The organism is Desulfitobacterium elongatum, from assembly GCF_055378975.1.
Window position 1 is genome coordinate 455,995 of sequence record NZ_AP038772.1, and the last position, 22,042, is coordinate 478,036.

The 22,042-nt window shown below is 44.6% G+C and carries 17 protein-coding genes; 13 read left to right on the forward strand and 4 right to left on the reverse strand.

Annotated features, from left to right (window positions below):
- Positions 1-15 precede the first annotated feature (15 nt).
- Complete coding sequence (locus ACZ42W_RS02050; RefSeq protein ID WP_464168059.1) at positions 16-744, reverse strand: FadR/GntR family transcriptional regulator; 729 nt, start codon at positions 742-744, stop codon at positions 16-18.
- Positions 745-1,070: 326 nt separating this feature from the next.
- Between ACZ42W_RS02050 and ACZ42W_RS02055 the strand changes: the two genes are divergently transcribed.
- Together ACZ42W_RS02055 and ACZ42W_RS02060 are read left to right on the forward strand one after the other, a co-directional pair.
- Complete coding sequence (locus ACZ42W_RS02055; protein WP_464168061.1) at positions 1,071-2,459, forward strand: FAD-binding oxidoreductase; 1,389 nt, start codon at positions 1,071-1,073, stop codon at positions 2,457-2,459.
- Position 2,460: 1 nt separating this feature from the next.
- Entirely contained in the window at positions 2,461-3,765 is a 1,305-nt protein-coding gene (locus ACZ42W_RS02060; protein ID WP_464168062.1) for a (Fe-S)-binding protein, read from the forward strand.
- A 319-nt stretch (positions 3,766-4,084) separates the two neighbouring features.
- On the opposite strand, the gene ACZ42W_RS02065 is transcribed toward ACZ42W_RS02060, so the two are convergent.
- Together ACZ42W_RS02065 and ACZ42W_RS02070 are read right to left on the reverse strand one after the other, a co-directional pair.
- Complete coding sequence (locus ACZ42W_RS02065) at positions 4,085-5,248, reverse strand: hypothetical protein (protein WP_464168064.1); 1,164 nt, start codon at positions 5,246-5,248, stop codon at positions 4,085-4,087.
- A 142-nt stretch (positions 5,249-5,390) separates the two neighbouring features.
- Positions 5,391-6,476, reverse strand: a complete 1,086-nt coding sequence (locus ACZ42W_RS02070) for an HD-GYP domain-containing protein (RefSeq protein ID WP_464168066.1) — start codon at positions 6,474-6,476, stop codon at positions 5,391-5,393.
- A gap of 232 nt (positions 6,477-6,708) precedes the next feature.
- Between ACZ42W_RS02070 and clpP the strand changes: the two genes are divergently transcribed.
- Both clpP and ACZ42W_RS02080 read left to right on the forward strand, forming a co-directional pair.
- Positions 6,709-7,320, forward strand: coding sequence for an ATP-dependent Clp endopeptidase proteolytic subunit ClpP (gene clpP, locus ACZ42W_RS02075; RefSeq protein ID WP_464168068.1), 612 nt, complete (start codon positions 6,709-6,711; stop codon positions 7,318-7,320).
- A 345-nt stretch (positions 7,321-7,665) separates the two neighbouring features.
- Complete coding sequence (locus ACZ42W_RS02080) at positions 7,666-9,387, forward strand: methyl-accepting chemotaxis protein (protein ID WP_464168070.1); 1,722 nt, start codon at positions 7,666-7,668, stop codon at positions 9,385-9,387.
- 51 nt (positions 9,388-9,438) lie between these two features.
- Here ACZ42W_RS02080 and ACZ42W_RS02085 read toward each other — a convergent pair whose 3' ends face one another.
- Positions 9,439-9,885: a putative ABC transporter permease gene (locus ACZ42W_RS02085; RefSeq protein WP_464168072.1), complete on the reverse strand. Its 447-nt coding sequence runs from the start codon at positions 9,883-9,885 to the stop codon at positions 9,439-9,441.
- Between the two features lie 204 nt (positions 9,886-10,089).
- Between ACZ42W_RS02085 and galU the strand changes: the two genes are divergently transcribed.
- From galU to ACZ42W_RS02130, 9 genes are all read left to right on the forward strand, one after another.
- Entirely contained in the window at positions 10,090-10,977 is an 888-nt protein-coding gene (galU, locus tag ACZ42W_RS02090; RefSeq protein WP_464168074.1) for a UTP--glucose-1-phosphate uridylyltransferase GalU, read from the forward strand.
- A 254-nt stretch (positions 10,978-11,231) separates the two neighbouring features.
- Positions 11,232-13,295 carry a cell wall-binding repeat-containing protein gene (locus ACZ42W_RS02095; RefSeq protein ID WP_464168076.1) on the forward strand — a complete coding sequence of 688 codons (2,064 nt, stop codon included), beginning with the start codon at positions 11,232-11,234 and terminating at the stop codon, positions 13,293-13,295.
- A gap of 308 nt (positions 13,296-13,603) precedes the next feature.
- Complete coding sequence (locus tag ACZ42W_RS02100) at positions 13,604-14,338, forward strand: hypothetical protein (RefSeq protein ID WP_464168078.1); 735 nt, start codon at positions 13,604-13,606, stop codon at positions 14,336-14,338.
- A gap of 734 nt (positions 14,339-15,072) precedes the next feature.
- Complete coding sequence (locus tag ACZ42W_RS02105) at positions 15,073-15,468, forward strand: autorepressor SdpR family transcription factor (protein ID WP_464168080.1); 396 nt, start codon at positions 15,073-15,075, stop codon at positions 15,466-15,468.
- A complete protein-coding gene (locus ACZ42W_RS02110) occupies positions 15,452-16,117 on the forward strand; it encodes an SdpI family protein (RefSeq protein WP_464168082.1) in 666 nt (221 codons plus the stop codon). The genes ACZ42W_RS02105 and ACZ42W_RS02110 overlap by 17 nt, the downstream gene beginning before the upstream one ends.
- A gap of 188 nt (positions 16,118-16,305) precedes the next feature.
- The gene (locus tag ACZ42W_RS02115; protein WP_464168084.1) at positions 16,306-17,106 is read left to right on the forward strand and encodes a hypothetical protein; all 801 of its coding nucleotides are present in this window, start codon (positions 16,306-16,308) and stop codon (positions 17,104-17,106) included.
- A gap of 150 nt (positions 17,107-17,256) precedes the next feature.
- Positions 17,257-17,709, forward strand: coding sequence for a hypothetical protein (locus tag ACZ42W_RS02120; protein WP_464168086.1), 453 nt, complete (start codon positions 17,257-17,259; stop codon positions 17,707-17,709).
- A gap of 153 nt (positions 17,710-17,862) precedes the next feature.
- The gene (locus tag ACZ42W_RS02125; protein ID WP_464168088.1) at positions 17,863-19,635 is read left to right on the forward strand and encodes a cell wall-binding repeat-containing protein; all 1,773 of its coding nucleotides are present in this window, start codon (positions 17,863-17,865) and stop codon (positions 19,633-19,635) included.
- A 555-nt stretch (positions 19,636-20,190) separates the two neighbouring features.
- The gene (locus ACZ42W_RS02130; protein ID WP_464168090.1) at positions 20,191-22,041 is read left to right on the forward strand and encodes a polysaccharide biosynthesis protein; all 1,851 of its coding nucleotides are present in this window, start codon (positions 20,191-20,193) and stop codon (positions 22,039-22,041) included.
- The last annotated feature ends 1 nt before the right edge of the window (position 22,042 follow it).

Consider the following 22,042-nt stretch of genomic DNA (forward strand, 5'->3'; position numbering starts at 1 on the left):
TTTACTCATATTATTTTACTCGTCATCCTCATCCGTCTGACTATATTTCCCCAGCTCAAGCTCCACCTTGCGAAGATGCTCATAAGTCAACTCACGAGCCTTCTCAGCATTTTGCTCACGAATCATCTCATAGATACTCCGATGTTCTTCAAAAAGCCGGCGGGTCGTTCCTTCCGTAGCCGACAACCATAGAGCCCGAGTCACTTGTAAGGTCTGCCCCATAGTCTCCTGCACCGTATTCATCAAGCGATCAATCAGGGGATTCTTACTTGCTTTCGCTAAGGCTAGATGGAATTTTAGATCAAGTTCTTCACTCCGCCGAGCCTCAGGCAAATCCTTCTCCATTTGCTCGATAAGATCTTTTATGTAAGCTAAATCCGCCTCATCTCGTCGTTCCGTGGCAAGCCCGACGGCTTCTACTTCAAGTGCTTTCCGTACTTCCAAGATATTTTGGAGTTTGCCTTTTTCTAAAAGAAGGATAAAGCTTAAAGGTTCGATCACTGCATTCGAAGGAGAGGCTTTAACAAAAATTCCTCCTCCTTGACGGATCTCGAGAATTCCGGTCAAGCTTAGTGCTGCTAATGCCTCTCGAACTGAGGTCCGCGAGACTTGGAAACGTTCCGTAAGCTCATGCTCTGTGAGAAGTCGATCACCCGTGGTAAGCTGGCCGCTTATGATGAGTGACTTAATCTGCTCGAGAATAATCTCTGTGGTACGTTTATTTTTTATGGGGCGTATATCCATGATAATCCCTCAGTTCAATAAAGATTTGTCATTGTCGCATAATTACTTGTTGAATTCCAATTATAGCATACTCCTTAGCAGATTGGAGAAATTGGACCTCGTCTTTCATTATAGCACACTCCATTCTGTGAATTTTAAGGGGATCAGCACCGAGTTAAAAAAGTTCCATTCTTCACAAGGATTCAGAAAGTTTTAAAAGTTCTTTTTTTCCCAAAGGTAGAAAATTCAGATGAATTATCGTATAATTTAAATAGTTCGACAGACAACGTATCATAGGATGGTCAGACCACTATCCTTATTTCCATCTTTTAAGGAGGATTTATATTATGTTAAAAGCGGAAGCTTTGAAAGAACTCATCCAAGTCCTAGGGCAGGAAAATGTCATCACAGAAAGAGAAGACCTACTTACCTACTCCTATGACGCTACTGCGGCGATGAAGCATGAGCTCCCCGATGTTGTGATTACTCCGAACAGCACAGAAGAGGTTGCCGAGGTCGTAAAGATCGCTAATAAATATAGTCTCCCGATTTATCCTCGTGGATCAGGAACGAATCTGAGCGGTGGAACGATTCCCCTTCAAAATGGAATTGTTATGTCTATGCTCAATATGAACAGGATTATTGAAGTAGACGATGATAATCTTACTGCCACAGTACAACCTGGTGTCATTATCCAAGACTTGAATAATGCAGCCGTAGAACATGGACTTTTCTATCCCCCCGATCCAGGAACGGTAACAACCGCTACCATGGGTGGTTCAGTATCTGAGTCCTCGGGTGGCTTACGCGGTTTAAAATATGGTGTAACCAAGCATTACGTCATGGGAATGAAGCTTGTCCGCGCTAACGGCGACATCATCAAATGGGGCGGCAAAACCGTTAAAAACGTCTCAGGCTATGATTTAACTGCTCTTTTCACTGGCGCAGAAGGAACACTTGGGATCATTACTGAGATTCTCGTTAAGCTTATCCCAGCTCCAGAGGCCAAGAAAAGTCTTCTCGGTGTATTTGATGATATCGATAAAGCAGGGAACGCCATTTCTGCAATTATCCGTAACAAAGTTATTCCGGCTACCCTTGAAATCATGGACAATGTCACGATTCGTACAGTTGAAAACTTTGCCCATGCAGGTCTTCCTGTGGATGCAGAAGCTATTCTTCTCTGCGAAGTTGACGGCTATAACGAAGTCGTTGAACGTGAGGCAGCACTTGTTGAAAAAATTCTCAAGGAACAAGGTGCTGTCGAAGTCAATATCGCTAAAGATGATAAAGAACGGGATATGATTTGGTTTGCTCGTCGGAATGCTCTTCCTGCACTTGCACAACGCCGACCAACCACCGTGCTTGAAGATGCTACCGTGCCCCGGAGTAAGATTCCACACATGATCAAAGCCATTCGTGAAATTGCCACGAAGTATGATCTCTTAATTGGAACCTTCGGACATGCCGGAGACGGTAACCTCCACCCCACGATTCTCACCGATGTGAATAATCATGAGGAAATGGAGCGCGTAGAAAAAGCTGTCGACGAAATCTTTAATGTAGCCATCTCTTTAGGTGGGACACTTTCCGGCGAACATGGTATCGGTATGGCCAAAGCTAAGTATCTCCCCTTGGAGTTCGGGGAAGCTGGAGTTAGATTACTCCGCGACATCAAAGAAGCCTGTGATCCAAACTATCTCATAAATCCTGGTAAAATGGTGAGGAGGGACTAAGGTGAGCATTTACAGTTCACTAGACTCCGTTCGTGAAGAACTTAATAAATGTATGAAATGCGGAAACTGCCAAGCGGTTTGTCCGATTTATAAAGAGACACGCAGAGAAGTCGCAGTAGCTCGTGGTAAAATCAGCTTGATCGAGCTTCTTATGGCTGGAGAAACAGAATTAACCGAAGGGCTGGCTGATCGTTTCTCGCTTTGCACCACCTGTATGGCCTGTAACGCGATTTGCCCGTGTGGCGTGAAGTTTGACAAGATCATCCTGGCTGCTCGCGCAGAAGCCGTACGTAGAAAAGGCTTACACCCGATCAAGAAGATCGCGTTTAATACTATTAAAGCTAACCGCCTCTTTGACTTTGGGATGAAGGCAGGAAGCGTGTTCCAAGGGCTTGCCATGAAACGAATCCAAGGAAGCGATAAAGGGGCTCGTCTCCGCATCGACATCGGACTTGGGAAAGAAAAGGTATTCCCTAATCTCGCAAAGCGTCCCTTAAAGGATGAACTTCCGGAAGTCACCAAGGTTGAACACCCGAAAATGCGTGTGGCCTTCTATATCGGCTGTATGACCAACTATTTCTATACCGATATGGGTAGAGCTGTCGTAGAAGTCTTGAAAGAAAATAACTGTGAAGTCGTCGTTCCGAAGGACCAAGGGTGCTGTGGTATTCCTGCCTCTGTGAACGGTGATGTCGAGTCGTCAAAGTTCATGGCTCGTCGTAACCTCCTGGCCTTCGAAAAGCTCGGCGCAGATGCGGTCGTTTCCAACTGCTCTTCCTGCGGAGAAGCTTGGAAGCATGTATTCCCTCAACTTCTCGATGACGAACCGGAGATGAAGGCTCTGGCTGATAAATGGGCTGCCAAAACCTATGATATCTCGGAGTTCCTCATTCATAAAGTTCCCTTCAAAAAAGAAGGTTTGGGACCCGTCAAACGGAAAGTAACCTATCACGACCCCTGTCACTTAAACCGTGGTCAAGGGGTAAATAAGGAACCCCGTGAGATTCTGAATTCCATCCCTGACCTTGAATTCATCGAAATGAAAGAACCTGGCCGCTGCTGTGGAATGGCTGGATCCTTCAGTATTGTGCATCCTGACCTCTCTGAAAAAATCTCCAATAAGAAGATCGCTGACATCGCGCAAACGCATACAGATACCGTAGTTACCGGTTGCCCGGCGTGCAGGCTTCAGCTTGCCAGCGGCGTTGAGAATGCGGGTCTGAAGGAAGATGTCGTGCATACCGTTCAACTTCTTGCTGAATCGTATAAGGCAGGCAAAAAGAGCGTTAAAGAAGCAGCTCGTTAAAGAGGACCTAAGTCCTATTGCTTCATTATTACTGACTCGTGTAAGATTAAAGCGATGAAAGATCGCTTTCCCCTTACATGAAATATGGAATGTAGCGGTGTAGACACACAGTGTTTGCACCGCTACATTCTGCATTATCCACTCGTTCAAAGCTTCAAATACATAGTTACAGCTTGTTTTCCGTTTTCTATTTCCGCTTTCAACATTAAAGGGAGTTGAAAAGACATGGAATTAACAGCTGACATAGCAAATCGAATCGTAGAATTCATATATGTGCAAAGCGGGTCGGAGATCACTTAAGCCAGAGCTTGCCAATCAACTATAGGCCAAAAGTTCCACTTGTATAACCCATATGCCATTTCCCAGTTATCGAACGAGCCGAATACCAAATATGATACTTGGATTGTCCGTCCTTATCTTCACGAACAAAGGTGGATTTATAGATAAAATCGTCATCCCACTGATTAGCTAACCCACTGACCAACAGGGGTTTCTCAAGGGGGAACGTCATTTTGGTTAAGTCACTGACTTGGCTTTCAGCATAGACTAATACCATATCCGTCAGCTTTTGACCTTTTGGCCATCCGCTAATGATAATATCAAGCTTTCCTTTCGGAAGGTTAGGTTTTACCTCTAGGTGCCAGGGAATAAATCCACCGTTCCACTCTTTCCAAGCGGATTGAATTTCCCGGCGGTTGCTCCACTTAATCCCATCAGTAGAATCATAAAGCTGAATAGCACCTGTGCCTGATACTGTCCAAAGATGCCATTCCTTAGCGCTTTTACGCCAGACTGAAGGAGAAAGGGCAAGGTTGTTTTTTTGTTTTCCCCAAGCTTCCTCAAGAACTAAGGTCTTGGGTTCCAACTTCCCATTGGACAGATATTTAATCCTCCATATCCGGTCATATTCTCCCTTGAGTGTCTCACGCCAATAGATGAGAAGAGCCTTTTCATCGGGGTCATAAACAAGCACCGGGTCAGAATTAAAATTGGTCTGTCCGGGAAGGATGTCGATGGGTTTCGTTAAGCCTTGAGGGACCACCCATTTAACCCCATCAGCGCTTGCTAGAAGACTAGGATTCTCGAAGCGATCATATCCATCAGGATAAGGGGTCATCGCCATCCAATAGCGGTATCCCCGCCAACTCTCGACGTTATATTCTACTTTAAAATCGATGACACTCGGATGGACGGCCTGTCCTGAGTTATCATAGGTTGGTGTCGTTAAGGGTTTAAGAGCATTATCAAATAGCCCTACTGTAAACTGTGGATTAAGGGGCTGAGGAGAAACCTCTTTCTTTTCAGCAGAAGAAGTGTCTTTTGAGTCATGGAGTGGAGAACTCTTCGGATCAGCGTAAGGAAATCTAAATTCTTTAGGGTCCTCTTTTTTGTCGTTGGCAAGAACAGTTGTTTTTGTGCTTGCACCCGCTTCGAGAGATAGAAGCAGGATAATTATCCCCATGAGTAAGAAGGCTCTCTTCATCTGATTTCCCCTTCCATGAAAAAATAAAATGACTACCTAATATCATTTTATGACAATAACCTACATAAAAGAATAAACCTTTTCTCACAAAGAAAAAAGGCCTATTTTCACAGATGAAATTTTTTTTATTTAGAAAAATTATCTAACTTACCCAAGCATAGCGCACCACATCAATATAGTGCTGTGGGTCCTGATTCAAATCGATGATCTGTTCACTATCTACAGGTTTTCCGTTTGAGTCGTAAAGGATGCGAATGATTGGGCGGGTAGGGTGGGGCAGAGAATACTTGATGACGATTCCGGATTCGCCACTATTTAACGTGACGAGAGAATTCTCAGGATAGATCTGAATCATATCAAGGAAAGCAGTGATTACATCCGGGGAGAAGTTCGTTCCAGACCCCTTGAGAAGCATTTCGATGGCATGGTAAGGTGGAATACCAGGACGGTACGGACGATCTGTGATTAAAGCATCGAAGACATCCGCGACAGCCACGATCTGGGAATACGGATGGATAGCATTTTTGCATAGGCCATTCGGATAACCACTCCCGTTCCAGCGTTCATGATGTTCTAAGATTGCTGTAAGCACACTGCGTGGTAAGAAAAAGTCAGAGCTTCGTTGTACTCCACGTGTTGGATGAGTTTGTATGATGTGGTACTCTTCATCACTCAGTGCCATGGGCTTGTTAATAATGGAGACGGGAACTGTGAGTTTCCCGATATCGTGCAGCAATGCACCTATGACCAAATGTCTTAACTTCTCATCCGTGTATTTCATGACCGTTCCTATAGCATAAGAGAGAAGGGATACATTGATTGAATGCATATAAGTGTATTTATCATAGCTCCGAAGTGCCTCAAAATCGGCTGCAATCAGAGGATGTTCCTCGAGCTCTTGGATTAATCGATTGACATAAAGAATTCCACTGGAAAAAAGACCGGCTTCAATAAGTTCGGCTTGGACATAGATCCTTTGAATCCAGGGGCAGATTCGTTCCGAAACCACTAAATCCTTAGGGCAGATATCGTAAGAAGAAACGGGGTCTAGGTTCTCCGTTAATTCATAATGGAGGGTATAAACCTGTCGTGAATTAAGTGTGTCAGCCAAGGAGCGAGGATTTTGACCTTTGGAAAGGAGCAGTACTCCTTTTTCATCAAAATAATCGCGGATGACTGGTATCTCAGATGAAAAAATGGTTTGAACAGGTCTAAGCACCAAACGCATAAAAAGCCCCCAGTATCCTTAAGAATAGTACAGGAACTTATATTGGAATTAATATACTTCTCTGAAAAACAGCAAATTCCTTTAATATTCCATTAAAAATCTTTATCAATTTCACATTTGTCGTTATTTATTATTTGACCTTAACTGACCTTTGTACTAAAATAACAGTATCGGGAAAGGATATTACAGAAACAAAAGGAAAGAATACACTAAAATACAAGGGGGTTTCATAATGGGTTACTTAGTACCAATGGTTATCGAACAAACAAATCGCGGGGAGCGTTCTTACGACATTTATTCACGGCTATTAAAAGACCGGATCATTTTCTTAGGTGGACCAGTCGATGATGATGTCGCGAATTTGATTGTCGCACAGATGCTTTTCTTGGAAGCAGAAGATCCCGAGAAAGACATTTTCTTATATATTAATAGCCCAGGAGGATCGATTTCAGCGGGCATGGCTATCTATGACACCATGCAATATATCCGTCCAGATGTCCACACCATCTGTGTCGGCTTAGCGGCAAGTATGGGAGCCTTCCTTCTCGCTGCCGGAACCAAAGGAAAACGGACCGCTTTACCGAATGCAGAAATCCTTATTCACCAACCTTTAATTGGTGGGCATGGCCTTTCAGGTCAGGCCACGGAAATCGAGATTCATGCCAAGCATTTGCTCCAGGTCAGAGAGCGCATGAACCGTATCTTAGCTGAGCGTACCGGGCAAACCTTCGAACGTCTCGAAGCAGACACAGATCGGGATCGCTACATGACCGCAGAGGAAGCAAAAGAGTATGGCCTGGTGGATGAAGTATTAGAAAAAGCGACCCAAGCAAAAGAAAAATAAGTTTTAGAGTCAATTGAATAGAATCCAAGGAAAGAACGTTAGGGAATAAATGATATGCTCCCCGTAAGGTAGAGAGATTAAAATCTGTTACTGGAAGGGGAGCATATCATATCTTTACGCTCTTTTTCTATCGCTTCTTTCTTTATCCTTATCTTAGTGCAATCAAAGAATTTGTGCGATGTTTACTAAGATTTGTGAAGATATTTTGGATCCCGAGGAAAATATTTCTAATGAGACGAAAAACGTGAAGGAAATTTACTTTTTTTGTAGAAAATGCAGAGATACAATAACACGTTAAAAGAACCTCGCCAGAAGCGATTGGGACAAAGAGAATGGAGTGGTCGCGTGAGACAAGAACGATTTCGTCTAGGGATTCAAGTCACAGTTATTATGATTTTCATCGCTTTGGCAGCCGGTGCGGTCGGAGGAGTTGGGATCTATGGAATGTATCAAATGAATGCTCAATCCATAGAGGTTTACACTGATGACGTTGTTCCGATGAACACGTTAGCCGATATTCGTATGCATTCCTTGACCTATCGGGGGAATGTAATATTACTCGTCTCCGCTCGTACTCCTGAAGAGCAGCAGAAGTACGTTTCAAAGATTAAGGATGAAGAAAAAAACATCTCTGAGCTAATGTTGAAGTACGAAAGTATCCCTCGATCGGCTGAGGAAGACGAGGCCTGGCAGGGCTTCAAGGGAGCCTGGGCCAATTATGTAGCCTCAGCAAGCGTCACAGTGAGTTACGCTCTCAATGGAGAGCATGAACTCGCCGTAGCGAATATGTTTGATAAGGCAGGAGCTTTGAATCAAGCTGCCCTTGGAATTTTGGATCAAATGGTGGAAGCTAAGCTTGAACTTGTAGATAGGCATAGCACAGTAGAAACTCAGGGGATTTTCAAGAAGGCTTCACAGGTCTCGATTATTATCTCCGTTTTGGCAGTCGTGGTGAGTATTATCATTGGAGCCCTGCTTAGTCTGGCACTCACCAAAATGATGAAAAATCTTGTACAAGATGCAGGTGAAATAGCGGCTGGAGTTATTGAAAGCAAGAAAAAGTCCTCCTGGAGGGCCTGGAACCGAGAAGGAATACAACTTCAAAACGCCTTCGGGAACATGGTGGTATCCTTGCGCGAGACCATCCAAGGAGTTCGTGATATGGCAGCCCAACTTGCCCAGACCTCACAGGAAATGCGAAGCGGAGCAGAACAATCCGCACGAGCAGCAGAGCAAGTGGCTACCTCTGCAAGTGAGATCGCTGCAGATTCGGAAGAACAAGTTCGTGAAATGACGGAAAATGATCAGAGAATGACGCGTGTCATAGAAGAAATGAATCGAACACAACTACAAGCGGAAAAGGTGAATAAAGCATCCCAACGTTCGGCTGGTCTAGCCCGAGAAGGAAGCTCATCCTTAGAGATCGTAGTCAAGCAAATGGGAGATATTGAACATCGCGTAACCAACCTTAGTCAGGTCATTCAAAACGTGGATGTAAAGTCCTCGGAAATTGCTCAAACGGTTCAACTTATCGATCAGATTGCTCAGCAGACCAATCTGCTAGCCCTTAACGCAGCGATTGAAGCGGCACGTGCCGGCGAGAACGGCCGAGGATTTGCCGTTGTCGCAGAAGAGGTGCGAAAACTCGCTGAGCAGGTTCAACTTAGCCTCGTCGATATCTCACAACGGGTCCAGGAAATGCAGGGAGCTTCCTCAGATGCACATCGTGAAATGAATTCAAGTGTACAAAGCGTCAACCAAGGAAGTACCTATCTGCGTGAAATCTCTACCCAGTTTGGCTCGATTCTTACCTCAGTGGAAGAGAGTGCGGAGCTCGCTCAAGAAATAGAAAAATCTGTACGTCAAGTACAAACGGATGGGATGGAGATGCAAATCGCTATTAAAAAAGTCGTAAAAACTGCTCAGGCGACTACTGCTGGAACCCAGAGCACAGCTGCAGCGGCGGAAGAACAAAACGCTTCGGTAGAAGAGCTCTATGCTTCTTCAGATACTCTCGATCAACTCGCTCAAAAGCTCCACGTGCAAATGGAGCATTTCAAGCTATAACTTGACGGCACCAGGGCGACACATCTTGCCTCAATGCTTATTCCTCAATGATTATTTAAGAATTAACAACTCTTCCGTGCGGTTGAGTACATTATGTAGAAATTCAAATCCTAAGCCAGCGAAGAACCACTCAGGTGCCATTCTCAGGGTGATAAACCCCTGAATATTCAGTGGATCCGTATAGTTCCAAGGGCATTTCCCCAGCAAAGTCTGCAGGAGGAATCCGCTTGTATACTCGATTCCCCAGATGATAAAAAGATAGATGAGACCTCTTTCCCACCAGGGAAGAGGTCTTATTTTTTCGTGAACCGGTTCAAGAAAGACGGCCAGACCGTATATAGGGAGCATCACAAGAAAGGTAAAGCCTGGCATGCTCCAATCTCCCCGAATCAAAGCAGCAAGCCCAGTATAAGTCACCTCGAGGGTTAAGCCAATAAACCCATAGATGAAAAAGCGAAGTATGCGATTAATACGAAAGGAAATAATATCGCTATTCATAAGGTTATCTCCTATTACATATCTTTAAAAAATGAAGATTACTCATGAGACGTGCAAGAAAAGGTTTTCAGTGATAGTATTTGTGAGGAAGGCCTGAAAATGCACCCTTCCCGGTGGAATTTTATGGATGAAGCGGAAGGAAATCTACTAGGATTATGGAAAATAAGGTATAATTAGAACATCCGCGTTACAAGGAGTAGAGATATGAGTATGAGAAAAATTAGAAAAGCAATTATCCCCGCTGCCGGATTGGGAACACGATTTTTGCCGGCGACCAAGGCTCAGCCGAAGGAAATGCTTCCTATCGTGGATAAGCCGACGATTCAGTATATCGTCGAGGAAGCAGTAAACTCCGGAATCGAAGATATTATCATTGTCACTGGGCGCAACAAACGAGCGATTGAAGATCACTTTGACCGCTCTATCGAATTAGAAACGTTTTTAATGAAGAGTGCCAAGGAAGACCTCCTTGATATGGTCCAAGACATCGCCCGCCTCGTGGATATTTATTATGTCCGCCAAAAGGAAGCCCTCGGTTTAGGGCATGCCATTTATTGTGCTCGCAAATTCATCGGGGATGAACCCTTTGCTGTGCTTTTGGGAGATGATGTTATCCACTCCGAGGTGCCGTGTCTCAGGCAGATGATGAATCATTATGAGCGGCATGGTGCGAGTATCGTTGGGGTGCAGCAGGTTCCGATTGAAGACACCTCAAAGTATGGAATTGTCGATGGGATCGAATTTGATGAGCGTTTATATCGTGCTCACGACTTAGTCGAGAAGCCACAACCCGAGGATGCCCCAAGCACCCGACTCGCAATTATGGGGCGATACATTCTCAATCCTGTAATCTTCGATATCCTAGAGACCCTTCCACCAGGCAAAGGCGGAGAAATCCAGCTTACAGATGGCCTGCGTGAACTTGCTAAGCTTCAAGAGATTCTCGCTTATGAATTTGAAGGACGACGTTATGATGTAGGAGACAAACTCGGATTCGTTCAAGCCACGATCGAATATGCCTTACGCCGAGAAGATCTGTCCGCCGATTTATTGAGTTACTTAACCGAATTAGTAAAGAACGGAAACAACTAGTCCGCACAAAGAGTATATAGACACTAGAGCCGAGGAAACTCGGCTTTTTTGTTTAATAATACAGAAATGAATCGAATCAGCAGGAATTCAGGTGAAGAAAAAGAATAAACTCTATGGGGCCTTTGAGGTTTTTCGGATTGTTCGGAACGGTCAGGACCGTTCCCTAAATCTGGGCTTATTCAGAAGAGTATTCTGACGGCAATGGGGTGCGATGAAAAATTAAACTTAGAATATATGGAAATAGGAGGGCCTTAATGAAACAGGGATTTAAATTAGATTTCCAGCAAAGAACAAAGAAGATTTCATCCTTAATTTTAATGTTTGCACTTGTTTTAGGTTTGGTCATCACCAGTATTCCTCTAGGAGTACAAGCGGCGACAGGGCAAACCTACTATGTCTCTCCCGATGGACAGGATAGGGGAATGGCAGGGCTAGGTACCTTAGAAAGCCCGTTTCAAACGATTAAATATGCGACCGGAATCATGAAACCAGGAGATACGCTAATTCTCCGAGAGGGTCGATATAATGAGCTTATTGATCTATACAATAAGAATGGATCGGCAGATGCTTGGTTCACGGTGAAAAGCTATCCAGGAGAAAAAGTTGTACTAGACGGCAAGGATTCCCTTGACCTTGGCTTTATCTTTAACAACTGCTCGTATTGGCGCATCGAAGGAATCGAGTTCACCCGTTACATGGGAGCAGGAATTTATATCAAGGACAAGTGTCACCATTTCGACTTAAACCGCTTAACTATCTATGATTTAGATGGACCTGTAGGAAGCACCTCGGGAACTGAGGGAATCATGGGCTATCAGGATACGAGCTATGTCACAGTGAGGAATTCAGAGATCTATAACATAGGCTTAGATCAGAAAACGCAGAAGGATCATGGAATCTACATCGGATATGGAGCTCATCATTGGACCTTTGATTCAAACACGATTCACAATAACGCTGGAGCGGCTATCCAGATGAATGGGGAGCCTAATGGGGGAAGTTATTGTACACTGACGAACAATGTTCTGCATAGTAACCTCCAGTGGGGCTTAGTGCTCGGTTCTCATGCGACAAGTAATAGTGTCGAGGGTAACATCTTCTATGGTAATCTGGATAGTGATGTCTATCTTCTGGAAAAAGCTACGGGAAATGCCTTCCACGATAATGCCTTTGGTTCCTATACTGTAAAATACAGTGTCGCCATTTCAGACCAGCCCTCTCTTCAGAATACCTTTGATAATAATCGCTATTATAAGAGTAATGATCGAGTGGCTTTTACAGTATCGGACAACATTACCTTTAGAGAGTGGCAAGCTTTGGGTCAAGAGCCCTCGGGCCTGTATCAAAATACCCCCTTGCCTGAGGCCGAGAAAATCATCCTTCAACCCAGTGGAAAAAGTTATATCAGTGATCGGTTGTCTGGGGTAAATCGTTATGAAACAGCTGTAAAAATCGCAGAAGAGTTTCATTCTGGGACAGTGGACCAGGTCGTGCTGGCGTCCGGTCTGAATTTCCCGGATGCTTTAAGTGGAAGCGTACTCGCCATGAAACGAAGTGCCCCGATTCTCCTTGTCGGGTCAAGCCCAGAGGATAGTAGGGAAACCCTGAGTTATATTCAGAACCACTTAAGTAAAAGTGGTAGTCTAACAATCCTTGGAGGACCAGGTGCAGTCGATGAGAGTTTTATCAAAGCTTTTAAGGGAATGGGATATCGGGAAGATCAAATTAAACGCCTCTGGGGAACAAGCCGTTATGCAACGAATCAAGCCGTCAATGAGGAACTCGCAGTACCCAAGGGAACTCCGATTGTAATTGCTTCGGGGAATGGATTTGCCGATGCGCTGAGTATCTCAAGCATCGCAGCTGCGAAAGGGTATCCGATTATCCTGACTGACTCACTACTACCTGATGAAGCGGAAAAGATGATCCTGAAAATATCTCCCTCCAAAGTCTATATCGCTGGAGGAGAAGGGGCTGTCTCTCCGGCAATTCGTTCGCGTGTTCAAAGCCTAACAGGATTAGGAGACCAGCAAATGATTCGGATCGGTGGAGCGAGCCGATATGAGACTTCAATCAATATTGCGAGGCATTTTAACCTAACTGGAGATAGCACCTTCTTTGCATATGGAGAGAACTTCCCGGATGCCTTAGCCGGAAGTGTGCTTGCAGCAAAGCAGAATGCGCCCATTCTTCTGATTAGTCCTCAGGAATGGCTCATGGCAAAGCAGTATGTAGATGCTACCCCCGCTTTGAAGCAAGTCATTTTAGGCGGACCGGGAGTGCTCGGTGAGGATCTCAAAACGCGGCTCAGTCGCTGAGCCCTTCCAAAATAACACGAGAATTCATAAATCAAAATGAGAAAAAAGCTGAGGAAACTTGGCTTTTTTTCTTCTCTTCAGGTCTATCAAAATAATAAATTTAAGTAAGTTAGAATTTTATACAAATCCGCAATGAGGTTTGCTGTTCTTTTTTCGCGAATACCTGTAGCCTTAAGTGACCCCATGACAAATCGGACAAGCTGAGAGCGGAAAATGGGTCAAGCTATTCAGGAAAAGCGACACGTTTTCCTCCTAGAAATTGGTAATATATTAAAGAACTATATTCCATTTTTGAAGGAGGGAGATTCATGGAGTTCGACCAAAAGAAAGTCCTTACTCTGGCAGGAACCCTTGTTTTGGCCGGTGCGGTCGTAGTCGGTGGGATTTATGGACCGAGTGCCTGGAAGGTTTTTATGAATAAGGCAGTCGCTGACAAAGACCCAATCGTTATTCAGACACCACCGGTTGAAGGCTCTGGCACCCAAATCCCTGGCACTACAGGTAGTCCACCTGGGCAAGCCACATCAGGGGTAAGTCCGGCTGCAACGGTGACGAATCCGCCAGGAATTAACGTCGCTCCACAGGGAGATGTCTCAGGGCCAAAGAAATATAAAGAGCCCGACACGAAAGACATCAGTTTGGCACCATCTGTCGCAGGATTTTTTGGCGAGAGTGGGTTGAGCCAAGACGCTAAGAATCTCGTTTACGGGGCCGCCTGGAATATTCATCAGTATGTGGATGGATATTTATATGGACCAAATGGTGGGCCACAGATGAACGAACAGGACATTAAAAAGTACATTGTCTTCCACAAGTCTCTGTGGGATCAACGATTAAAGAGCGAAGCCGGAGCCAATAAGGCCTCGGGACTCAGCAGCTATATCGAAGTGCTGTTGAATCGTGGAATAGACGCGTTTGATGCGAAGGATAAAGTTCGTATCGAGCAATTCCACCAGGAAATCCATGATTTGGATGCGCATCTGATGCGTAATGATGCAAGTGCGAAGATCTACGGTGCAACTCCCTTTGCCACTAAGCGGTAAAGAACTCTTCTTTTTAAAAGTACTGTAGGAAGGCAATATAGCTGAGAAAGAGCAAGGCTAACGACAGGAATCGCGGCTGATTCACCACGAAAGTTTGAGTTTGATACCGCAGGGGCAGGAGACCCGTCCAAGCATTTTAAGTCAGTACACTTCAGATAGATGTCTGGAAATTGGAATACAATTGAATATAGCGGATTTCTTGTGGTACGCGGTAACGTGCTAAGAATGGCCCCTTAGGGGTTAGGAATTCAGATGAGATCTGAATCGATAAGAAGGATAACGCAAGTGCGCTTCAGCCGGCGTAAAGAGAAGGCTGCATTTCTACAGAAAGGAATGCCATAGGGACGAAGGAAAAACAGAGGTTTTTCCAAATGAAGCTTAGACCACTTTAAGCGCTTAAAGTCGGAGGAAGCTTAATGAACAAGAGAGGTTGAAGCGGTGAAGTAGATTCGCTTCAGGTAAGAAATTGAATAAAATTGCGTGCGTAAGTGAAGAAAGATCTGCCCGAGGGGACAGGTCTTTTTCTTTTTGTCTTAAAGCTTATTTTTTAAGAAAATCTTACTGGATTTTTTTAAAAAATGTCAATGGAATACCTTAAAATTCCTAGAAAATGTCAAGAAAATATCTATAAAAAAGTGATTTTTTCAGTTGACACTATATGGAGAATTGCTATAATAAAGTTAATAATACATTTAGATAGTTGTCTAATTATCTAAGGATTAAGGGGGTTGTTTATGTCACCACTCAATGAAACCTTTAAAGCCCTCTCGGATAAGACGAGGCGTCAAATCCTTAAGTTTTTGCATGAAGGGGACTTGACTGCTGGGGAGATTGCCGATCATTTTGATATGACAAAACCGAGCATCTCACATCATCTTAACTTACTGAAGCAGGCTGATCTGATCAGTGACCGAAGACAAGGTCAGAATATCTACTATTCATTAAACACGTCTGTGTTTGAGGAGATTATGGGTTGGTTTCTCGCGTTTAAGGGCAATAAACCAGAAGAGAATTCTGAAGAAGACAATGACTTAGTACGTGATGGTAAACCTGAAGCCTTAGATAAAACTAGCAAAGATACCATAGGTACTAAGAAAGCTAAGGGGGATGCATATGGAAAACAAAAATAAAAGTCAAGGGATGGTTTTCAAAGTCTTTTCTGGTATCCTTGTCCTCATCAATCTCTTGCTTGGAATATGGGCATATCCACACTTACCGGAAAGAGTACCCTCCCATTGGAATACTGCGGGCGAAGTCAATGGTTATTCAGGACCTTTTGTAGGGGCTTTCTTATTACCACTAACCCTTATAGGAATCTATCTTCTTTTCTGGGTTCTCCCAAAAATCGACCCCAAGAAGGCGAATTACACCCAGATGGGTAGAGTCTTCTGGATTATTGGTGCAACGATTATTTTATTTATGTCCATACTCTACTGGGGAACCCTGGGTGTCGCCTTAGGCTATCTAGAGACTCTACCGCGCTGGACCTTCTCTGGTATTGGTCTTCTCTTTGTCATCTTAGGGAATTACTTTGGGAAGATTAAGTTTAACTATACTTTAGGAATCCGCACCCCTTGGACCTTAGCAAGTGAAGAGGTGTGGTATAAGACCCATCGCTTTGCCGGCCCAATCTGGATCGTCGGAGGAATTGTACTTTTTCTCATCGGATTCCTTCCTAAAGCTTGGACCTCTCCCTTGTTTATTGTAGTCATTCTCGCCTTGACTGTTTTGCCTATGGGGTATTCTTACTTGCTTTACAGGAAGGTAATGAAGTCGTAAAAACATTTTAAGCTTGTGTCTAAAATCTCTTTTACCTGGTCAAGATATAAACGAAACTTACTTTAGGTATCTGAAGTTTAGTTGAGTTACCCAGGGGCTTAGCGCCACTTATTCCCGCTTTGGCTGGAACAGTGTAGTGGCGCTTAGCCATCGGGAGAATATAAACCGGTAAAGGAGATTTTTTGTTTATGCGTAAGATGAACTGGCTAGTTGGTTCAATAGCTCTTGGGATAGGTTTGGTTATTGGAATGGTGGGATATGCTTTAGCGATCACCCCAGTGAATGGGGATTCGCGCCTTGTGAGTTTTTTGGGAAATAAGGATTCCCAATCCGTAACAGGGACCATGCAAGATTCTGACCCTCAAAGTCCGGATGCTTTGAATACTTCAGGCTCGAATGTGCAGACACCAGAAGGGAATCTACTGGGTTCAAATGACCCGAATTCACTCGGGACAAATCCAGCTCTCGGAACCTCGGGATTGGATTCAGAGAGTTATCCAGGCTCGGCCTCTGGTGAAGGAGATTTAATTACTCCTGGAGCGACTCAGCCGAATTCAGTAACTCTACCGAACACACAAAGTAATGGAGTATCGGCAGAAATCACCCAAAAAGTCGTTACAGACTATAAGCAAGATATTGGATTCTTTTTTGAAGCTTGGAAATCCCCTGAAATGGTGAGTTTCCGCGCCAAGCTTAATAAGGCCTATACAGGGGATTTGTACGAAAAACATGCACGGCAAGCAGAGGGCTTTATTGCTCAAGGCGTGGGGATAGAAGTCAGCGGTATCCGCTTCGATCAGGTCATAGTGGAGTCAGCCACAGCGACAGCAGCGACCCTAACTGCAGCCTATCACTATGTAGCTCAAGACTACAATATTGGTGATCAAACACCCGTCGGTAATAAGACAGAGCATCAAGTTAAGGTTCGCGTAAATTTGATTAAGGACAACACACGCTGGTTAATAACTGGGGAGACACCGATTCAATAAGAAGTATTAAGGATTATTTCAAGGAGGCATTCATTCCTAATATTGGAATGGGTGCCTCTTTGTTATTTCATTCCTTCAATGAATCTGATAAAATGGACGTGACTATAGATTGAGCGGGGAAATTAATGTTTAAGGAGAGGAGGAAAAGGGTTGGAAGAAAAAATATTGAGCGTTTTAAACCAATTGGTTGAAGGTCAAGAAAGATTAACAATAGGTTTAGAAAAACTTACTAAAGGCCAAGAAGAGTTATCAAGACGTCAAGATGAGTTTTCAAGGGGCCAAGAAGAGTTATCAAGACGTCAAGATGAGTTTTCAAGGGGCCAAGAAGAGTTATCAAGACGTCAAGATGAGTTTTCAAGAGGTCAAGAAAAGTTATGGACTCAAGTGGCAAAGTTAACTGAAGGACAAGGAGAGTTAAGTGCTCAGGTAACTCAGATTAGAACTACGTTAGAAAACGAAACGAATGTTCAAATTCGTGCCTTGTTTGATGCTCGTGAAGCTCAAAATGAAATAAATAACCGAATTTTTGAATCTCTAGATCGGCTTGAGAAGAAAGTAGACAGATTACAATTAGAAACGGCTCATGTTCGTATTGTAAAATGATTAGAACGGAATTTCATTAACATGCCTTTGTTCCTTAAAACGAGCAAGGGCATGTTTTTTCATATATACACAAATTGCTAATCTTTTTCGGCAGGAAACTCCGAGGAAAGTGTTGAACTATGTTATATTCGACACTAATTAGGGGGAGATGCTGTGGTTCGTAGACATGCTTTGGTGAGTGTCATGCTCTGTACACTTCTGACGACTCAAATTCTAATGGAACCCGCTTTACTTAAAGCTACGACACAAACCGTATCCGATCCAGCGAATCAAACAAATCCAACGAACACAACGATTCTAAAGAATCCTTCACTGGATGAAATAAATCTGAAGTTTGAAGCGATTGCCAAGGAAAAAAATATCCCAAGCATCCTTCTCAAAGTCCTTGCTTTTAAAGAGAGTACCTGGCGCCAATTCGACAGCCAAGGTAATCCGATTTTGGGAGCAAACGTAACCCATCCTGCAATTGGGATTATGCAAGTAGCAACCTATAAAGATGATGACAAAGAAACGATTGAAAAGCTCAAGACAGACATTGATTTTAATATCAGGATGGGGGCAGACCTTCTCAATGAGAAGTGGAACTTCACACCGAGGATCGGGGATGGAGATCGCAACAAGCTCGAGAACTGGTATTTCGCCCTCTGGGCATATAATATCTGGTCAGACAGAAATAATCCGAATGTTTTAGAAGCGAATTCACAAGCTACTCAGCCCGTGCTTGCCTATCAGGATAAAGTCATCAATCTTTGCGCCAACCCAGATGGGTTCTTAGCGCGTTATATATTGCCTGTCCAAATTACGAAGATCCCAGCATCCTTATTGCCAAAGGAAGGGATACCGTCAAAGACGGTTGTCTGGGCAACTCCTCAACCTATCCATTACGGTAATCCAGAACAGCCTACTCAACCTCCTAAAGAGCTGGAATTTATAAGACTCGCTGGAAGCGATCGGATTGATACCGCCATTCAGCAAGCCTTAAAAGGTTGGTCCAATGGTGCCCCTGCGGTTGTGCTTGCTCGTGCAGATAATTTCCCGGATGCTTTATCAGGCGTCCCACTCGCGGCAAAGCTCGGAGCCCCCGTACTCCTTACACCCAGTAACGAACTGGATGCCCGAGTACAAAATGCACTAAAGACGTTAAAGCCAGAAAAAGTATACTTGCTTGGCGGAGAAGGGGCACTTGGCACTAAGATAACAACAAAGCTTACAGAATTAGGGTGGGGAACCGTCCAGCAAGTTCGTCTAAGCGGTGTCAATCGGTATGAGACTGCAGCGAGCATTGCACTAGAAACGGCTCGCCCAACAAGTCGTATCTCTTCTGTATCTCAAACAGGACTGGTCTCAAGCCTATCAGATCCAGTAGAGGCCGTCGCCATTGCCACAGGTGAAGACTTTCCAGACGCCTTAAGCATCGCTTCGATAGCCGGAGCAAAGCAGATGCCTATTCTACTCACTGAGCCCAAAGCCTTACCAGAAGAAACCCTTAAAGCACTCAAGGATCTGAAACCGAAGAAAGTGTACTTAATTGGCGGAGAAGGAGCAATTTCCCCCTCGGTTCAGGCGAATCTCCAAGCTCAGTTAAACCTTTCCTCCTCAAGCCTTATCCGTATATTCGGCGCTTCGCGCTATGACACCATGGCCGCCGTCGCAAAAGCCTTCGCAGGAGAAAGCCAGGGATTAAGCTTTGCCACAGGAGAGGATTTTCCCGACGCCTTAGCAGGAGCTGCTCTAGCAGCCCGTCTTAAGTCTACCGTCATACTTCTCCCCAAGTGCTCCCTTGAAGAATATCCGAACCTAAAGACCGCAATCGATCAGCACCCCTGGAATTCCACAGCCCAGCCGTATATCTTTGGGGGAGACGGAGCCATCTCAGACGAGCGTGAGCAAGAGCTTAAGGACTTGCTGTCTAAAAGTCAAGCCTGAGAAACCACCCAGGGATTTTGCTTTACAGAAGAAAACGGCTTCTAAGCGAGCGGCTACCAATCTTCGCGAAAAGTTCGCAGCGGAGTCGGGTTGGAAACATGGACGTTTCCAACCGGCCAAGAGGCAACAAGTGCGATAGCAGTGCCATCGGGAGCCGATTTGGCCACGAAAGCCTCCAGTAGAGGGTTTCGCCCAAGCCGCCTACTACAAAGATAACTTAACGGCGAAGGTGGACCCGATGGAGCGGAGAACTTAAGCGATTAGATCGGTCCACGCAGCTTACGGAGCAAACGGTGTAAAGTAAAATCCTGAAGACTTCACTTCAAAGCAACTAAATTCACGCGAATAACCCCAGAATTCCTAGCGATCTGCCCCTACACCCCCATTTGAGGAATTCCCAACCCAATAAGCCTTTATATCCGTATGCACAAAAGTGTATGCCTTGTTGTAAAACTGAAGAAACTATAGTAAACTGATGAACGATGATTTAAAACTACGAAATTAAAGGGATTTCATCCATTCCCTTAAGCGTTTTAAGGAAGGGATTATAAAACCATGCTATGGCGTAAAAGAACTCTGTTACTTATGGCAATCGACGCTGTGCTCGTGAATCTCGCAGCGTTTTTAAGTTTTTATATTCGATTCGAAGGAACGATTCCAGAGGAATATATCTGGACTCTTACTCACTCGGCATGGACCGCCACGGTAATCTATTTGGCGGTTTTCTACGTCTTTGGACTTTATAAGAAGTTATGGCAGTATGCCAGCACTGGAGAGCTTTTATCGATCGTCTTCGCAGCCACAGTAGGTACGGCGGGCACGGTCGCAGTCGTTTATTTCCTAGCCCCGATGCGTTTTCCACATTCTGTTTCCGCCTTGCTCTGGTTTACAACCGTTTTTTTGATTGGCGGCTCACGTTTCATGTGGAGGATTCTTCAAGAAAACGTATTTACGCCGCATGTACCCGGTTCGCAGAATCAAGTCTTGATTATTGGTGCAGGCGATGCAGGTGTTATGGCAGCTCGAGAACTTAAAAATAAAAATTATCGAGAGGGCCGTCCTGTAGGTTATATTGATGATGCTGCGAAAAAGCAGAGACTTCAACTCATGGGAATCCCCGTGCTAGGTACGCGCAAAGATATTCCGCGAGTCGTTAAAAACCATAATATTGATGAGATCATTATCGCGATGCCCTCGGCTTCCGGAGATGTCATTCGTGAAATCGTTCAAATCTGTGAAAAAACCGGTGTCGAATTAAAAATTATGCCGGGCGTTTTTGATGTCATGAGCGGAGAAGTCGATACGAAGGAAATCCGCCAAGTCCAAGTGGAAGATTTATTAGGGCGCGAACCCGTAAAAGTCGACCTCGAAGATGTCGCAGGATATCTTACCGGAGAAACCGTCCTCGTCACTGGGGGTGGAGGCTCGATCGGCTCTGAGCTTTGCCGCCAGGTTGTAAGGTTCAATCCAGCAAAGCTTGTCATCGTTGGGCATGGAGAGAATAGTATTTTTGATATCGAGCAAGAACTTCGCGCAGACAACCCGGGACTGGATGTCGCGACAGAGATTCTTGATGTGAAAGATCGGGATAAAGTTCAGATTGTTTTCCAACGCTACAAACCAGGAGTCGTCTTTCACGCAGCGGCACATAAACATGTTCCACTGATGGAGAAAAATCCTGAAGAAGCCATGAAAAACAATATCATGGGAACAAGCAATCTTGCAGAAGCGGCCGATGCCTCGAAAGTCAAAACCTTTGTTCTAATTTCTACCGACAAAGCGGTTAATCCGACGAGTGTCATGGGAACGACGAAACGGGCTGCCGAAATGGTCATCCAAAGTTTGGACAAGCGTTCCGATACAAAGTTTGTAGCGGTACGGTTCGGGAATGTTCTCGGTAGTCGAGGAAGTGTTATTCCGACCTTTAAGAAGCAGATCGCTAAGGGTGGACCGGTCACGGTCACACACCCGGAGATGGTTCGCTTCTTCATGACGATTCCGGAAGCCTCTCAGCTCGTTATCCAAGCGGGCTCGATGGCCGAAGGCGGAGAAATCTTTATTCTCGATATGGGTCAACCCGTCAAAATCGTGGACCTAGCCCGAGATTTAATTCGACTTTCTGGCTTTGAGCCTGAAGTTGATATTAAGATTAAGTTTACAGGAATGCGACCCGGTGAGAAACTTTATGAAGAACTCCTGACAGCGGAAGAGGGAACCTCGGCGACAAAGCATAAACGCATTTTTGTCGCTAAGCCTAATGATATCAATACTCAGCAGCTTGAGGAGCTCATTCATCTCATTCGGGAGCGAGGTTCTTATCTTACTCGAGAAGAAGTTATTCAACACTTGCAAACCGTTGTACCTACGTTTAGAAAGCAAACGCCCAAAGCGGTTGCTAATCAATAAG

Coding starts and splice junctions, on each gene's coding strand:
- ACZ42W_RS02110 (WP_464168082.1), top strand. CDS start 15,452: ATGGAAAACAAAAATAAAAGTCAAGGGATGGTTTTCAAAGTCTTTTCT.
- ACZ42W_RS02070 (WP_464168066.1), bottom strand. CDS start 6,476: ATGCGTTTGGTGCTTAGACCTGTTCAAACCATTTTTTCATCTGAGATA.
- ACZ42W_RS02100 (WP_464168078.1), top strand. CDS start 13,604: ATGGAGTTCGACCAAAAGAAAGTCCTTACTCTGGCAGGAACCCTTGTT.
- galU (WP_464168074.1), top strand. CDS start 10,090: ATGAGTATGAGAAAAATTAGAAAAGCAATTATCCCCGCTGCCGGATTG.
- ACZ42W_RS02055 (WP_464168061.1), top strand. CDS start 1,071: ATGTTAAAAGCGGAAGCTTTGAAAGAACTCATCCAAGTCCTAGGGCAG.
- ACZ42W_RS02050 (WP_464168059.1), bottom strand. CDS start 744: ATGGATATACGCCCCATAAAAAATAAACGTACCACAGAGATTATTCTC.
- ACZ42W_RS02065 (WP_464168064.1), bottom strand. CDS start 5,248: ATGAAGAGAGCCTTCTTACTCATGGGGATAATTATCCTGCTTCTATCT.
- ACZ42W_RS02085 (WP_464168072.1), bottom strand. CDS start 9,885: ATGAATAGCGATATTATTTCCTTTCGTATTAATCGCATACTTCGCTTT.
- ACZ42W_RS02115 (WP_464168084.1), top strand. CDS start 16,306: ATGCGTAAGATGAACTGGCTAGTTGGTTCAATAGCTCTTGGGATAGGT.
- ACZ42W_RS02105 (WP_464168080.1), top strand. CDS start 15,073: ATGTCACCACTCAATGAAACCTTTAAAGCCCTCTCGGATAAGACGAGG.
- ACZ42W_RS02095 (WP_464168076.1), top strand. CDS start 11,232: ATGAAACAGGGATTTAAATTAGATTTCCAGCAAAGAACAAAGAAGATT.
- ACZ42W_RS02130 (WP_464168090.1), top strand. CDS start 20,191: ATGCTATGGCGTAAAAGAACTCTGTTACTTATGGCAATCGACGCTGTG.
- clpP (WP_464168068.1), top strand. CDS start 6,709: ATGGGTTACTTAGTACCAATGGTTATCGAACAAACAAATCGCGGGGAG.